The organism is Nocardia sp. NPDC004278 (genome assembly GCF_053602975.1).
On sequence record NZ_JBSGEQ010000007.1, the window covers coordinates 216,706 to 231,930 of the forward strand.

Sequence of the window (15,225 nt, forward strand, 5' to 3'; positions counted from 1 at the left end):
AATCCCTTCTTCGCATCGGTCGAAAAGCGGGGTTGTGACGATTCGATCTGCGAAGCTAGTGCCTCTGGATGACTTAAGCAAGCCTTACCTAAACGAGTCGCGAGAAATAGCAAGCGCGCATGACTGAGATTAAGACTCGACGTTGCTGGGTGTAGCTAATTTGCGGCATCGTTCTCGGGGTGGTGCCCGAGTCTTGCGGCGGAGCAAAGTCCAACGACCGGAACGCCCTTAGGCTAGCCTGTCCTAGCTCGATTGGCTACGGTTTTGCGATCGCGCGGTAACTCGAATGCTCGAGGAGGGCGGCACCATGGAATGGAATCGACGACAACTCCTGCGATCGGGACTGGGCGTCGGCGCGGTGCTGTTGGCTGCCGCGTGCTCGGACGGCGGCGATTCCGGTGGGCCCGCGCGTCGCGGCGGCACCCTGCGGGTCGGTGCGCTCGGCAGCGCGGCGCGCATCGAACGCGATCCGCACGCGAATCTCAGCAATGACAGCGACTTCCTTATCACCTCGCTGGTGTACGACGCGCTCACGGTACCGGGCGCGGACCCGAATGTTGCTGCGCGCCTTTCCAACCGGTGGGAATCCGATGCGCAGCGCCGCCGCTGGAGCTTCAGCATTGCCGACGGTGCGACCTTCCATGACGGATCCCCGGTGACCTCCGAGGATGTCGTGTGGTCGCTGCGCAGGCTGCGCACCGTGGGTGGTGCGTCGAAAATGCCTGCCGCCGTGGCGGACATCACCGCCGACGGCCCGAACCGGGTGGTTATCGCGCTGCCCGAGTCGAATTCCCAACTGCCGCTGCTGGTTCGGTTGATGACCTTCACCGTCAAGAAGGACACCACCGATTTCACCAAGGCCATCGGCACCGGTCCGTTCCGGTTGGAGTCCTATCAGAGTGGCAATGCCCGGCTGGTGCGCAATGACCGCTGGCACGGTCCGGCACCGCTGCTGGATGCCATCGAGGTCACCATGTTCGACAGCGTGACGTCACTGGGGAATGCGGTGCTCGGCGGGCAGATCGATCTGGCGTCCAATGTCGGTGCGATCGCGGGACGCATCGCCGATGGGCGCGGCGATCTGCGCGTGGTCCGGCGGCCGAACGACACCATGGTCGGGGTCGCGATGCGGAGCTCCGACGGGCCGTTCGCCGATGCTCGGGTGCGCGAGGCAATTCGGTTGGGGGTCGATCGGAAGGCCCTGGTCGATCAGGTGCATTCGGGTTACGGCATGATCGCCAACGACATCCTCGGCACGGGGGATCCGTTGTACGACAACACCATTGCACAGCGGACCCGCGATGTGGAGCGAGCGAAGACACTGCTGCGCGATGCCGGGTTCGATACCGGTCGCGGCTACCAGCTGCGCACCAAGGCCGAGGCGCCCGGTGAGGTCGAATCGGCGAAGGTGATCGCCACGCAGTTGGCCGATATCGGACTGCGCCTCGAGGTCGTGACCCAGGAGCCGAACACCTTCTACGACGAGACCTGGTTGAAGGCGCCGCTGTACACGGTCTCCTGGGGCACCAATGATTCCGCGCTGTTCTTCGCGACCAAGCTGATGTCCTCGGGCTCCGATCGCAACGAAACCGGTTTCAAGGATGCCGAATTCGATGCTGTCACCACCAAAGCCCTGGCCGCGCCTGGTGATTCGGAGTACGCGACGGCCTGTCGCGAGGTGCAGCGGATCGAATACGCGCGCGGCGGCTATCTGGTCTGGGGCATGGCCGACGGTATCGATATCGCCGCGTCCCGGGTGCGCGATGTGCCGACGCTCGGCGGCTTCGCCAGGGTGCAGTTGGAACGGGCCTGGCTCGCGCAGTGATGTCGTTCGCCCGACTCCTCATCCGGCGCGTCATCCTGCTGATCGCGCTGCTGGCGACGGTGTTCGTAGCCGTCGACCTGCTGCCGGGGAGTACGGCCGGCGCTGTGCTCGGCCGCGACGCCACCGCGGAGCAGATCGCGGTGAAGGAACACGAACTGGGATTGGATCGTCCGCTGCCTGTTCGCTTCGTCGAGTGGCTATCCGGCGTGGCGACCGGCGATTTCGGCCGGACGGCGCGTGGGCGATCTATCAATGAGCTACTGGCCGATAAGTTCCCGCCGACGCTGCTGCTCGGTGGACTCGCCCTCCTGGTAACGGTGGTGGCATCACTGTTGCTCGGCAGCTGGTGGGCGGCCCGGCGGGGTGCCTCGACCCGGTTCCTGCAACCGACTACCACTGCGGCCGCGGCGATTCCGGAGTTCGTCATCGCGACATTGCTGATCCTGGTGTTCTCGTTGGGCGCCGGATGGCTGCCCGCCGTTACGATCACCGGTCGCTCGGGATTTCCGGCCAGCCCCGACATGTTGGTGCTGCCGGTGCTCGCGCTGGCGATACCGCAGATCGGCTGGAACACCCGGGTGGTGCGCGCGGCACTGCTGGACGCGGCTGGGGCACCGCATGTGGAAAGTGCTGTACTGGACGGACTTTCGGCCACAACGGTCTTGACCCGGCATGTACTGCCGTTCGCCCTGCCGACCATCGTGGCGAGTTTCGCGACCACGGTCGGCATGCTGCTCGGTGGTGCGCTGGTGGTCGAGACCATCTTCAACTATCCGGGACTCGGTGCGGTGCTGGCGAGTTCGGTGGCCGATCGGGACTCCTCGCTGATCGCCGCGGTGGTCGCGCTGACCGGCGTGGTCATTATGGCGATGTTGGCGGCGGCGGACGGTATTCGGGCTTGGGCATTGCGAGGGCGGATATGACGAAAATTCGGCTGCTCACCGTGGTGCCCGCGCTGCTCGTGGTGGTTGCCGCCGCGCTCGGGCCGACGCTGGCGACTCGGCCGGCTGAGCAGGCGGTCGGCATTCCGTTCGCCCGGCCAGGTGCGGATGCCCCGTTGGGAACGGATCGGATCGGACGCGATGTGCTCACCCAATTGCTTTATGGCGGTTGGGGTCTGCTGTTGCTGGCCGCGGTGATCGCGGTCGCGGTGACGGCACTGGCCTGCGTGCTCGGCACCATCGCGGCGCTGCGTCCTCGGGTCGGCGCGGTGATCGAAGGTGCCGCCGACTTCGCGATCCTGCTCCCGGCGGTACTCGGCATCCTGCTGGTGCTCACGTCTTGGCCGGACGCGGGTGTGTACGGCTTGATCGTGGTGGCCCTGCTCTTCGGCACCCCGTACTGCGCACGGGTTTTCGCGGCCGCCGCGGCCGGCGTGGCCGCCAGCGGTTATGTCGAAGCTGCCCAGGCCAGCGGCGAGACACTGCCGCATTTGGTGTTTCGCGAGGTGATCCCGAATCTGCGTGAAGTGCTGGCCGCTCAACTCGGCCTGCGCTTTGTCGAGGGCATTTATGTGGTCAGCACCGCTTCATTTCTGCAATTGCCGACCACACTCGGCGCGAGCAACTGGGCCGTCATGGTGCGCGAGAACGCCTCCGGCATGCTGCTCAACCCCTGGTCGGTGCTGGCCCCGAGCCTGGCGATCGCGGTGGTCGCGGTGAGCGTGAATGTCGCGGTCACGAGCTTCGAGCACCGCAGGCCGGGCGCGCCTCGGCGCTGGGCTACGCGGCGTCCGCGCAGGGCAGACGCCACCCCTGATGTGCTGGAGGGACGAGGATGAGTGACCAGGTCGTCGTCGACACGCTGACGGTGCGCGGTTCGAATGGTCAGGAGTTGTTCGGGCCCACCACATTCCGTATCGCCACGGGCTCGGTCACCGCACTGACCGGTCCCTCCGGATCGGGCAAGACCACATTGATGCGCGCCCTGCTCGGGCACCTACCGACGGGAGCCGTCCGCTGCGCGGGTTCGGCCACGGTCGCGGGGCTTGATGTGTTCGCGCTGAATCCCGCTGCACTGCAACGATTCCGTCGTACCAACGTTGCCTATGTCGGACAGGATCCCGGTTCGGCACTCAATCCGTTGATGCGGGTGCGCACCCTGCTCGATGAGGTGAGCCATTCGAAGGCGGCCGTATCCGAAACCCTGGAACTGGTCGGCCTGTCCGCCGAACACCTGCGCCGCCGCCCCGGCGAACTCTCCGGCGGTCAGCAGCGCCGAGTCGCGCTCGCCCGTGCCCTGGTCCGCAATACCGGAATACTCATCCTCGACGAACCGCTCGCCGGTCTGCACGGCGCCCTGCGGACCGAAATCGCCCGCCTGCTGTCCGATATCGCCGCCGAGCGCGCAGCGGCCATCCTGCTCTCCGGACACGACACGGCGACCATTCACGCCATCGCCGATAACGTGGTCGAACTCGGCGCGACCGGCATCGGCGGCGTTGCTGGTCCGATCTGTTCGGTAGCGTCGAACTCGCCGCAGCCGAACGGGATCGGCGCTTCCTCGACCGATCGTGTCGAGCTGTCGGTGGCACGACGCCCGGTGCTCGATACCTGGCTGAACCTGCCCGCCGATCTTGCGGAGGGGATCGGCGCCGCGGTGATCGATTCGAGTGCGGTTCACCAGCCAGTTGGCTCGCCGAGCCAGGTGGACGCGGCGGCGCAGCGGTATCCGATGTGTGACACGAAGGCGGAGTCCGAGTCGGTGGCATCGGCCGGATCTGACGTCGCAGTGGTTCGGTCGGGCACTGTCGAAGTGCTCGAGCGGCCCGACTCGGATGCGCAGGATGCGGTGATACTGCGCTCCGGAGATAGTCCGGAACCGCTGCTGCGCGCACGGGATATCGGCGCATCGATCGACGGGCAGCAGGTGCTGGCGGGTATCGATCTCGTCCTGTCCGGCGGCTCGGCACTCGCGGTTGCCGGGGCTTCCGGCGCGGGCAAGACCACTCTCGCGCGGGTGATCGCCGGTCTGCACCACGCGGCGACCGGCTCACTGGAGCTTGCCGGTGCGCCGATTCCGGTCGGTCCGCGCCGCCGAACACGCCACGGCCGCAATGGCATTCAGCTGGTCACCCAGAATCCGCGGTCCGCGCTCAATCCACGCCGAACCGTCGCCGAGACGCTCGGCCGCCCACTGCACCGTATCGGCAAGGTACCGAAACGATCACTGGCGCAACGTGTTATCGATCTGCTGGACTCGGTCGAACTCGCGCCGGAATTGGCGACCCGCTATCCGCACGAACTGTCCGGCGGTCAGCGTCAGCGTGTTGCCCTGGCCAGGGCGCTCGCGGCCGATCCGGCGGTGCTGGTCTGTGATGAGATCACTTCCGCCCTTGACCACGACACCGCCGTCGCCATCATGACGCTGCTGGACCGCATCCGCGCCGAACACCGCACCGGCCTACTCGTCATCACCCACGACGTGGCCCTGATCACCGGCCACTGCTCGCACGTCATCGTCCTCGACCACGGCCGCATCGTCGAATCCGGCTCGGCGACAACGGTGCTCACCACACCGGCGCACCCCGCGACCCGCGAACTACTCGGTTAGCCGCCGACCGCGGCACAGCATATGCGTGATGCACATTAGGTATGCGAGGACTTTTCGCGACCGCTCCAACGGCGGATTGCTCGGTACTCTCGGATCACGGAGCGCGTGACGGCTGGGGCATGCGCCATCGGCGGGGGAGGCAATATGGCGCTCGGCTGGCCGCGAAGCGCGTACCGCTGGTGTAGTCGATGGGATCTGGATGATGGAGGGGTGCACGCGAAGCTGATCGGCGTATTGGCCGCCGCAATGGTGACCGTTGTGCTCGCCGGTTGCGGCACCGAACGCACGCTGCCGCCCATTCCCGAGGGCATCCCGCCCGGTCCCGGTACGCCGCTGCCGGTGATCGACCTGGACGCCCCCGGCCGCACCGCCGTGCAATTGCGCGACTGGGCCGAGGAACAATCCGACAAACTCGGCATTCCGAGCGTCGCGCTGGAGGCCTACGGCTATGCCGCGGCGATTATGGGCAGGTCCCGGCCCGATTGCGGGATCGCATGGACCACCATCGCGGGGATCGCCAGCGTGGAGAGCAAACACGGCAGCCATCGCGGTTCGGGGGTCGATGCCGACGGCACCGTGCGCCCGCCGATCATCGGCATCCCGCTGAACGGTTCGCCGGGTGTGGCCCTGGTCCAGGACACCGATGGCGGCAAGCTCGACGGCGATCCGGACTACGACCGGGCCCTCGGCCCACTGCAATTCATTCCGGAGACCTGGAAGCGCTGGGGTGTCGACGCCAACGGTGACGGCATTGCCGACCCGCAGAATATCGATGACGCCGCCCTCACCGCGGCCCGATACCTGTGCGCGAGCGGCGGCGACCTGACCTCCGAGCGCGGCTGGCAGCAAGCTCTATTGACCTACAACCAATCCACTGTGTATCTGCGGACGGTCCGCGATCGCGCCGCCGCGTACAGCGTCGGACGCCGGGCATGATCACCCATTGGACGACATGATCATCCATTGGACGAAACGACGGGCGATTCCCGCGACGATATGACGGGATTCGTCGGAGTGCCGGTTACTGCAGAGTCCGCGAGGGCGCTAGGCTCGCAGACGCACGGCCCCTCCCGTCAGACCTACCGTGCCAGCAGCCGAAGGAGTGTCGTTTTCGTGGCCATCATCGAACAGGTCGGAGCTCGCGAGATCCTGGATTCTCGTGGAAACCCCACCGTCGAGGTCGAGATCGCCCTCGACGACGGCACCCTGACCCGGGCTGCCGTGCCTTCGGGCGCCTCCACCGGCGAGCACGAGGCCGTTGAACTGCGCGACGGCGGTGAGCGCTACGGCGGTAAGGGTGTGCGCAAGGCCGTCGAGGGTGTCCTCGACGAGATCGCGCCCGCCGTCATCGGACTCGACGCGGTCGAGCAGCGCACCGTCGACCAGGTCCTGCTGGATCTGGACGGCACCCCGGACAAGTCCCGCCTCGGCGCCAATGCCCTGCTCGGCGTCTCGCTCGCCGTGGCCCGCGCCGCCGCCGAATCCTCGGGCCTCGAGCTGTTCCGCTACCTGGGCGGCCCGAACGCGCATGTGCTTCCGGTGCCGATGATGAACATCCTCAACGGTGGTGCGCACGCGGACAGCGGCGTCGACGTCCAGGAGTTCATGGTCGCCCCGATCGGCGCGCCGACCTTCAAGGAATCGCTGCGCTGGGGCGCCGAGGTCTACCACGCGCTCAAGTCGGTGCTGAAGGCCAAGGGTCTGTCCACCGGTCTCGGTGACGAGGGTGGCTTCGCGCCGTCCGTCGCCGGCACCAAGGAAGCCCTCGACCTGATCGGCGTCGCCATCGCGAAGACCGGTCTGAAGCTGGGCACCGATGTCGCGCTCGCGCTCGATGTCGCCGCGACCGAGTTCTACACCGCGGGCACCGGTTACAAATTCGAGGGCAGCGTGCGCTCGGCCGCCGATATGGCGCAGTTCTACGCCGAACTTCTCGCCGCCTACCCGCTGGTCTCCATCGAGGACCCGCTGTCGGAGGACGACTGGGACGGCTGGATCGCGCTGACCGATCAGATCGGCGACAAGGTGCAGCTCGTCGGTGACGACCTGTTCGTCACCAACCCCGAGCGCCTGGAGGAGGGCATCACCAAGGGCGCGGCCAATGCGCTGCTGGTGAAGGTCAACCAGATCGGCACGCTCACCGAGACCCTCGACGCAGTCGAACTCGCGCACCGCAACGGCTACAAGACGATGATGAGCCACCGGTCCGGCGAGACCGAGGACACCACCATCGCCGACCTCGCGGTCGCGGTGGGCAGCGGCCAGATCAAGACCGGTGCTCCGGCGCGCAGCGAGCGCGTCGCCAAGTACAACCAGCTGCTGCGCATCGAAGACGCGCTCGGCGATTCCGCACGGTACGCGGGTGACGTCGCGTTCCCGCGGTTCGCGTTCGAGGGCTAGTCGATCGCGGTGTGAGCGACGGGCCCGGAGGCTAGCCGTAGCGACTGCTTGCAGGTCGCTCGAAACGATCAGCCGTAGCGATTGCTTGCAGGTCGCTCGAAACGATCAGCCTGCGTAGCCACCAAGGGCTCGGGAGCACCGCAATCGGATACAGGTAGATACAGGGTGACGGTATGACAGAGCGACGTGCGCGTGGATCCAGTCCGGCCGGACGTGGGAACCGCCGCACGTCGCGCTCTGCCAGATCGCGCCCATCGGCCGAATCCCCGGCGGCCGCGCCGAAACGGACGACCCGCAGGCGCTCCGAACCTGCCGAGAAGAAGGCCGAGCCGCGGCGCACAAAGCCGCGCGTCGCCGAGCACGATCGCACCATCCTCGGGCTCTCGACCGGTAAGGCGGTCATCCTGGCCATTGTGGTGTGCGCCCTGGCACTGACCCTGGCCGTGCCGCTGCGCACCTACTTCACCCAGCGTGCCGAGGCCGCGCACCTCGCGCAGGAGCGCATCGAACTCGAGGCCGATCTCGCCAAGTTGCGGGATCGCCGGGCCCAGCAACAGGATCCGGCCTACGTCCGCTCCGAGGCCAGGGACCGGTTGCGGCTGGTCATGCCGGGCGAGACGCCTTACATCGTGCAGGTGCCCGGTATCGAGGCGCCCGCGCCACCCGCCGCACCGACCCAGTCGAAGGCGCCCGAGCCTTGGTACACCGAGCTGTGGCGCAGTATCTCCCAACCGCAGCAGGCCCCGGCGCCACCCGCGGCCGCACCGGCCGGACCGCCTGCCGCGCCGACTCCAGCACCGGAAGGACCGAGGTGACCGCACCGACCGACCGCGATCTCGAGATCATCGCCGAGCAGCTCGGGCGCGCGCCGCGCGGCGTGCTCGCCGTCGCCTACCGCACCCCGGACGGGCTGCCCGCGGTGGTCAAGACCGCGCCGCGCCTGCCCGACGGCACCCCCTTCCCGACCCTGTACTACCTGACCGATCCGCGGCTCACCGCCGAGGCGAGTCGTCAGGAATCCGCTGGCGTCATGCGGGAAATGACCGAACGCCTCGCCACCGACTCGGAATTGGCCGCCGCCTACCGCGCCGCGCATGAGAGCTATCTGGCCGAACGCAATGCCATCGAGTCGCTCGGCACCGATTTCACCGGTGGCGGGATGCCGGAGCGGGTGAAATGCTTGCATGTGCTGATCGCGCACGCGCTGGCCAAGGGTCCCGGCGTCAATCCGTTCGGCGATGAAGCGGTAGCGATGGCGGCCGATCACGGCTTGCGCGGCACCGCGATTCCCGCCGACTGGCCGAAGTACGAGCGGCCCCACCCGCCAGCCGACGGGCACGAAAACGAGCGGAGCGAAAATGAGTGACCGGGTAGCGGCCGTGGATTGCGGCACCAATTCCATCCGACTATTGATCGCCGATGTGCTCGGCGACGGCCGACTGGCGGATGTGCACCGCGAGATGCGCATCGTCCGGCTCGGCCAGGGTGTGGACGCGACCGGTGCGCTCGCACCGGAGGCCATCGAGCGCACCAGGATCGCGCTCGCCGACTATGTCGCGATGATGCGGGAGGCGGGCGTCAGCCGGGTGCGCATGGTCGCCACCTCGGCCACCCGCGATGCCGCGAACCGCGAGGACTTCTTCGCCATGGCCCGTGCCGAACTCGGCACCGTGGTGCCGGGTGCGGAGGCCGAGGTAATCACCGGTGACGAGGAGGCGCGGCTGTCCTTCACCGGCGCCGTCGGCGAATTGGCCAGCGCCGCTGGACCTTTCATCGTCGTCGATCTGGGTGGCGGTTCCACCGAACTGGTCGTCGGCGATGGCGACGGTGTGCGCGCCGCGTTCTCTGCCGATATCGGCTGCGTCCGCATTACCGAGCGGTGCCTGCCGGGTAATCCGCCGACCGCCGAACAGGTCTGCGCCGCACGGGAATTCGCCACCGAACGACTATCCGAGGCCTTCGACAAGGTACCCGTCGACGGCGCGCACACCTGGGTCGGTGTCGCGGGCACTATGACCACGCTCGCCGCCGTCGCCCTCGATCTGCCCGAATACGATTCGGAGCGGGTCCATCTCACCAGCCTGACCCTGGATCAGGTCCGCGACGTCTGCGACCGCCTGATCGGCATGAACCACGATGAGCGGGCCGCTCTCGGCCCCATGCATCCGGGCCGGGTCGATGTGATCGGCGGCGGCGCCGTCATCACCGAGGTGCTCGCCTACGAATTGTCCCGCCGCGCCGACATATCCGCCCTCATCGTCAGCGAACACGACATCCTCGACGGCATCGCCATGTCCATCGCCTGAGGCGCTATCGGCGACCCGTGCGGTCGATCGGATTCGTTCACTCCACCTCGTCCGGCGTTGCCGCCCAGGTATTGCACGACGAGGTCGAGGCGGTGCGGTAGCCGGTTTCGACCCAGCGCCTGCTGTTCGTGCCGGTGCCGTGGGCCGGATCCTCCGCGACATCGGATTGGATATCGATCAGCTCGTCGGCCGCGCTCGGCGTCAACATGCCGCCCGTTTGCGCCGCCGCCAACATCACTCCGGCCAGGCACTGGGCCTGTAGTTCGATGCGTCGGCTGAGTTCGAGTCCGACCGGTGACCGCTCGCCCGCGGTATCGATATCCCGGTCGGCCGTGCGCAGGATGCCGGTGGAGGACTGCAGGTGGTGCCCGTATTCGTGCATCACGACGAACAGCAGATAGTGCTCGAGCAGCGAACCCCAGCCCTGATGGATCGGATCGTCGGCGGGCCAGTACATACTGCCAGCGCAGTAGAACGCGGCATCGGTCGGCCGGACCTGTTTCGAGCAGCCGGATATCACACTGTCCACCACGACGAGTTCCAGCGGTGCGACGGACATACCGGCGGAGCGCAGCGGCGAGTCCCAGACCTTGGCAAGGCAGTCCAGCGTGGTCTGCACGAACTGTCGCTGGCCGGACGCGCTCATCTCGACCGGTGGCAGCTCACACTGCAACGGTGCCAGCCGCAGATCGGCGTGCAGGGTATTGGCGGTGAGCGGGGGCTCCTGCGCCGACTCGACGATGAGATCGGATTGCTCGCCGCCCACCGCGGATACCGGCGCGCACCCGGTGCCGAGCAGCGATACCAGTGTGACGATCACGGCGAGGAACAGCGCAGCCTGCGCGCTCGAGTACTTCATCAGGTTCCCCCGTCCAGCCAACAAACGAGGGTTCCCCGTCCAGCGAGGCGCACTCTACCGGGAAATTCCGGCGGCTTCTCGTCGAGCGTTGTCGATGCCGAGCCAGGTCACTGGGTGGGTGCCGACGAATATTCGACATTGCCTTGAATTCGCTAGCCTGACCAATCAGTCGGGTACTTCCACGAAGTTCCGGCCGGACAGCGATTTGCTATAACCTGCAGCGCAGGCAGGTTGCGTGACATCGCGCATGAACAGGGAAACTTTGTTCAGGATGCCGGAAATTCTCTGCCTATATGGGATGGTCTCAGCATGTCCGAAGCAGCAATGATGGAGCAACCGATCAGGGAGCGGACCCTGGTCGGCCACCCCATCGGGTTGACCAACCTCTTCGGCGTCGAACTCTGGGAACGCTTCTCGTTCTACGGGATGCTCACCATCCTGGGGTACTACCTCTACTACTCGACGGCCGAAGGTGGACTCGGTCTATCGCAGAGCACCGGGGTCGGGATCGTCGGCGCCTACGGCGGGCTGGTGTATCTGTCCACGGTGCTCGGTGGGTGGGTCGCCGACCGGCTGATCGGCATGGAGCGCACCGTCTTCTACGGCGGCGTCGTGGTGATGGCCGGACATATCGCGCTGGCGATCCTGCCGGGACTGTCCGGTGTCGGGGTCGGGTTGGTCCTGGTCGCCCTCGGCAGCGGCGGACTGAAGGCCAATGCGTCCTCGCTGCTCGGCACCCTCTACCGACCGGGTGATCCGCGCTTCGACGGCGGATTCACGCTGTTCTATCTCGGCATCAACCTCGGCGCGTTCACCGGACCGCTGCTGACCGGTCTGCTGCAGCGGCATTGGGGCTTCCACTACGGCTTCGGCGCGGCCGCGGTCGGTATGGCGGTCGGGCTCACCCAGTACGTGGTGTTCCGGCGCAACCTCGGCACCGCGGGCCGACATGTGCCCAATCCGCTGCCGCGCAGTGCCGTCGGGCCGGTCGCCGGGATCGTGGCCGGTGCGGCCATCGTGATCGCGCTGGCGCTGGTCAGCGGGCTGGTGACGCTGGACAACCTCTCCGAGGTCACCACCGGTGTCATCATCGCGGCCGCGCTCGCCTACTTCGTGATCATGCTGACCAGCGCCAGGGTTACGCCGATCGAGCGCAGTCGGGTTCGCGCGTTCATTCCGCTGTTCATCGCGAACGCGGTCTTCTGGTCGCTGTTCCAGCAGATCTTCACCGTGCTCGCGGTCTACTCCGACGAGCGGATGAACTGGCGCATCTTCGGCTGGACCCCGCCGTCGAACTGGATCGGCTCGGTCGAGCCGGTGTGGATCATCTGCCTGTCGCCGCTGTTCGCGCTGATGTGGACCAAACTCGGCAATCGCGCGCCGAGCACACCGCGCAAATTCGCCCTCGGCGTCATCGGCATGGGCCTGGCGTTCTGGTTGTTCGTGCTGTTCTCGGGCAGCAGCGGAAAATCCGTCCCGGCGCTCGCGGTGCTGCTCATCATGGGTGCTTTCGCGGTTTCGGAGCTGCTGCTCTCACCGATCGGCCTCTCGGTGACCACCCAGCTGGCCCCCGGGGCGTTTCGCGCGCAGATGATGGCCCTGTACTTCTTCTCTGTTGGCATCGGCACATCCATGTCCGGTACCTTGGCTCGGTTCTATGACGCGGAACACGAATTCGCTTACTTCGGTATCACCGGAGCTGTGGCGATCTGTGCCGGTTCGATCGTCGTCGCACTCACACCATGGGTGAGCAGACATATGGCCGGTGTGCACTGAACAAATCGGCGGAGAACCCGTCATTCGACAAGCAAGGAGATAGTGTGGCGACCCCAGGAACTCGATGGGGCGGTCTGTTCCGCACCAAATCGGTCGAGCAGTCCATCCGGGACACCGACGAACCCGATTTGAAACTGCGCAAGGACCTGACCGCCTGGGATCTCACCATCTTCGGTGTCGCCGTGGTCGTCGGCGCTGGCATCTTCACGCTCACCGCGCGCACCGCGGGCAATGTGGCCGGACCCTCGGTCTCCCTCGCGTTCGTCTTCGCCGCCGTCGCCTGCGGTTTGACCGCGCTGTGCTACGCCGAATTCGCCTCTACCGTGCCGGTCGCGGGCAGCGCGTACACCTTCTCCTATGCCACCTTCGGTGAGCTCGTCGCCTGGATCATCGGCTGGGACCTGATCCTGGAGTTCGCGCTCGCGGTTTCGGTGGTCGCCAAGGGCTGGTCGCAATACCTCGGTGAGGTGATGGGGTCGCATTCGCCGATCCTGCATCTGGGGCCGATCGACTTCGACTGGGGTGCGGTACTCCTCATCGCCGCGCTCGCGGTGCTGCTCGCGGTCGGCACCAAGGTGTCTTCGCGCGTTTCGGCGGTGGCCGTTGCCATCAAGCTGAGCGTTATCGCGTTGGTGCTCGTGGTCGGCGCCACCTATTTCGACAAGTCGAATCTGACGCCATATATCCCGCCGTCGCAGCAGGGGGCGGAAGGCGAGGGGCTGCGGCAGTCGCTGCTGTCCTACTTCACCGGTGCCGGGCACAGCACGTTCGGCTGGTACGGCCTGCTTGCCGCGGCCAGCCTGGTGTTCTTCGCGTTCATCGGCTTCGATGTGGTCGCGACCACCGCGGAGGAGACCAAGGATCCGCAGCGCGCATTGCCCCGTGGCATCCTCGGCTCACTGCTCATCGTCACCATTCTCTACGTCGCGGTATCGCTGATCCTCACCGGAATGGTGCCCTACACCGCGCTGTCGGGCGATAAGGCAACGCTGGCAACGGCTTTCGCACTGCACGGCGCCACCTGGACCAAGAACATCATCTCCATCGGCGCGCTCGCCGGACTCACCACGGTCGTCATGGTGATGTTCCTCGGGCAGACCCGCGTGCTGTTCGCGATGTCGCGCGATGGGCTGTTGCCGCGGCGCCTCGCGCACACCGGCAAGCACGGCACACCGGTCCGGCTCACCGTGATCGTCGGGATCGTCTGCGCCCTGCTCGCCGGTTTCGTGGACTTCGGCACCCTCGAAGAGATGGTCAATATCGGCACCCTCTTCGCCTTCGTGCTGGTCTCCATCGGCGTGCTGATCCTGCGTCGCACCCGCCCCGAACTACCGCGCGGCTTCCGTGTCCCATTGGTCCCGCTGATCCCGATCCTCGGCGTCCTGGCCTGCCTGTGGCTGATGCTCAACCTCTCGGTCGAAACCTGGCTGCGCTTCGTGATCTGGATGGGACTGGGCCTGGTCGTCTACTTCGCCTACGGCCGCCGACACTCCGTTCTCGCAAACGCCCCCGAGCCGGATCCGGCCGACTGCCCGCCGCCGTCCAGCTCGGTCACCACGCGGGAGTAGCTGCCTCCCGAGAGATCTGTGCCCCGAGCGGCCACAGGACCAATCATCTATCCGCCCCGCCGCGAACACTCTGATGACACCGGATATGGACTTGCCTGCAGCGGGAATTCCGGTACGCCAGTACGAGTCGGTACGCTAGCCGGGCGCCCCTATAGCCCAATTGGCAGAGGCAGCAGACTTAAAATCTGCAAAGTGTCGGTTCGAGTCCGACTGGGGGCACGAGATGTCTCCGGCATGCACGCAGGTCGAAATGGATTTCGGCGGTGTCGCCAGCTGCGTCGACCAGCAGCAGATCGATCGGCAGCCAGTCCGGGATGATGGCGAAGGCCAGGGGCGTGCCGGTCGTGCATCCCCGGCGAGCGATGACCAGTGTCACGACGGTTGCTGGCGCGGCGGTGAGCAGCAGCCAGCCGAGGACCCGTAATGCCGAAGAGTGCCGGATGCATCGCCGGCAAACCGGTCAGTTTCCGCGCCGGACGTGGAATCTGCTGACCTGGCTGTTCGGCTGCCGTCGAGTTCCTCGCACGCGCTGTTCGGCCGCCTCATCGGTGCCGCCATCGCCGCACTGGGTTAGGGCGACGGCGACGTCCGGTGTGCTGCGCGCCGTCCTCGGCAATTGCCCGCGCCCCACGACATGCATTCGCGTAGGTCGATCCGGAGGGGCGTGCCCTGACCCGGGTGAAAGCCGATAGCGACGTCGACTCGGAGCTTCTTCCGCCAGGTTTCGCGGCACCTCACTCGAGTCAGCCGCGTTGCCGACGTTCGCGAAAGTATTCGTGGTCGGCCGGTTTGCGTGTCGAGGATGTGGGGTGGGAGGGTAGCCGCGGCGCGGACCGTTCCGGGCTCGTCCATAGCCGTAAACGGGGATTTAGCAGCGTAAATTCCGTGGCTCCCGGCGCCGCGAAAATCCTGCGGTTTCCCGGTGTTGTCAGGTCAAAA

General features: G+C 66.6%; 12 protein-coding genes, 1 tRNA gene and 1 pseudogene. 13 read left to right on the forward strand and 1 reads right to left on the reverse strand.

All coding sequences use genetic code 11. The features are described from left to right. Positions 1-307 precede the first annotated feature (307 nt). The 9 genes from ACWEO2_RS13745 (at position 308) to ACWEO2_RS13785 (ending at position 10,083) form a co-directional block, all read left to right on the forward strand. Positions 308-1,825: an ABC transporter substrate-binding protein gene (locus tag ACWEO2_RS13745; protein ID WP_452405597.1), complete on the forward strand. Its 1,518-nt coding sequence runs from the start codon at positions 308-310 to the stop codon at positions 1,823-1,825. Then, positions 1,825-2,748 (forward strand): ABC transporter permease, encoded by a 924-nt coding sequence (locus ACWEO2_RS13750; RefSeq protein ID WP_452405697.1) that lies wholly within the window; start codon positions 1,825-1,827, stop codon positions 2,746-2,748. The genes ACWEO2_RS13745 and ACWEO2_RS13750 overlap by 1 nt, the downstream gene beginning before the upstream one ends. After that, the gene (locus tag ACWEO2_RS13755; protein ID WP_452405598.1) at positions 2,745-3,605 is read left to right on the forward strand and encodes an ABC transporter permease subunit; all 861 of its coding nucleotides are present in this window, start codon (positions 2,745-2,747) and stop codon (positions 3,603-3,605) included. Before ACWEO2_RS13750 ends, ACWEO2_RS13755 begins: the two co-directional genes overlap by 4 nt. Next, the gene (locus ACWEO2_RS13760) at positions 3,602-5,377 is read left to right on the forward strand and encodes an ABC transporter ATP-binding protein (protein WP_452405599.1); all 1,776 of its coding nucleotides are present in this window, start codon (positions 3,602-3,604) and stop codon (positions 5,375-5,377) included. Before ACWEO2_RS13755 ends, ACWEO2_RS13760 begins: the two co-directional genes overlap by 4 nt. Before the next feature lie 246 nt (positions 5,378-5,623). Beyond that, a complete protein-coding gene (locus tag ACWEO2_RS13765) occupies positions 5,624-6,313 on the forward strand; it encodes a lytic transglycosylase domain-containing protein (RefSeq protein WP_452405698.1) in 690 nt (229 codons plus the stop codon). Positions 6,314-6,490: 177 nt separating this feature from the next. Further along, positions 6,491-7,777: a phosphopyruvate hydratase gene (gene eno, locus ACWEO2_RS13770; RefSeq protein WP_452405600.1), complete on the forward strand. Its 1,287-nt coding sequence runs from the start codon at positions 6,491-6,493 to the stop codon at positions 7,775-7,777. Positions 7,778-7,950: 173 nt separating this feature from the next. After that, the gene (locus ACWEO2_RS13775; RefSeq protein WP_452405601.1) at positions 7,951-8,592 is read left to right on the forward strand and encodes an FtsB family cell division protein; all 642 of its coding nucleotides are present in this window, start codon (positions 7,951-7,953) and stop codon (positions 8,590-8,592) included. After that, positions 8,589-9,143 (forward strand): DUF501 domain-containing protein, encoded by a 555-nt coding sequence (locus ACWEO2_RS13780; protein WP_354951395.1) that lies wholly within the window; start codon positions 8,589-8,591, stop codon positions 9,141-9,143. Before ACWEO2_RS13775 ends, ACWEO2_RS13780 begins: the two co-directional genes overlap by 4 nt. Then, positions 9,136-10,083, forward strand: a complete 948-nt coding sequence (locus ACWEO2_RS13785; protein WP_452405602.1) for a Ppx/GppA phosphatase family protein — start codon at positions 9,136-9,138, stop codon at positions 10,081-10,083. The genes ACWEO2_RS13780 and ACWEO2_RS13785 overlap by 8 nt, the downstream gene beginning before the upstream one ends. 37 nt (positions 10,084-10,120) lie before the next feature. On the opposite strand, the gene ACWEO2_RS13790 is transcribed toward ACWEO2_RS13785, so the two are convergent. After that, positions 10,121-10,942 (reverse strand): neutral zinc metallopeptidase, encoded by an 822-nt coding sequence (locus ACWEO2_RS13790; protein WP_452405603.1) that lies wholly within the window; start codon positions 10,940-10,942, stop codon positions 10,121-10,123. 309 nt (positions 10,943-11,251) lie between these two features. Here ACWEO2_RS13790 and ACWEO2_RS13795 point away from each other — a divergent pair, with 309 nt between their 5' ends. The 4 genes and pseudogenes from ACWEO2_RS13795 to ACWEO2_RS13810 form a co-directional block, all read left to right on the forward strand. Beyond that, on the forward strand, positions 11,252-12,718 hold the full coding sequence (locus tag ACWEO2_RS13795; protein ID WP_452405604.1) for a peptide MFS transporter: 1,467 nt from the start codon (positions 11,252-11,254) through the stop codon (positions 12,716-12,718). Between the two features lie 44 nt (positions 12,719-12,762). Then, the gene (locus tag ACWEO2_RS13800; protein WP_452405605.1) at positions 12,763-14,286 is read left to right on the forward strand and encodes an amino acid permease; all 1,524 of its coding nucleotides are present in this window, start codon (positions 12,763-12,765) and stop codon (positions 14,284-14,286) included. A 145-nt stretch (positions 14,287-14,431) separates the two neighbouring features. Next, a tRNA-Leu gene (locus ACWEO2_RS13805) sits at positions 14,432-14,505 on the forward strand. 260 nt (positions 14,506-14,765) lie between these two features. Beyond that, positions 14,766-14,857 (forward strand): annotated as a pseudogene (locus tag ACWEO2_RS13810) (inorganic phosphate transporter); the annotation flags it as partial. Positions 14,858-15,225: the final 368 nt, after the last annotated feature.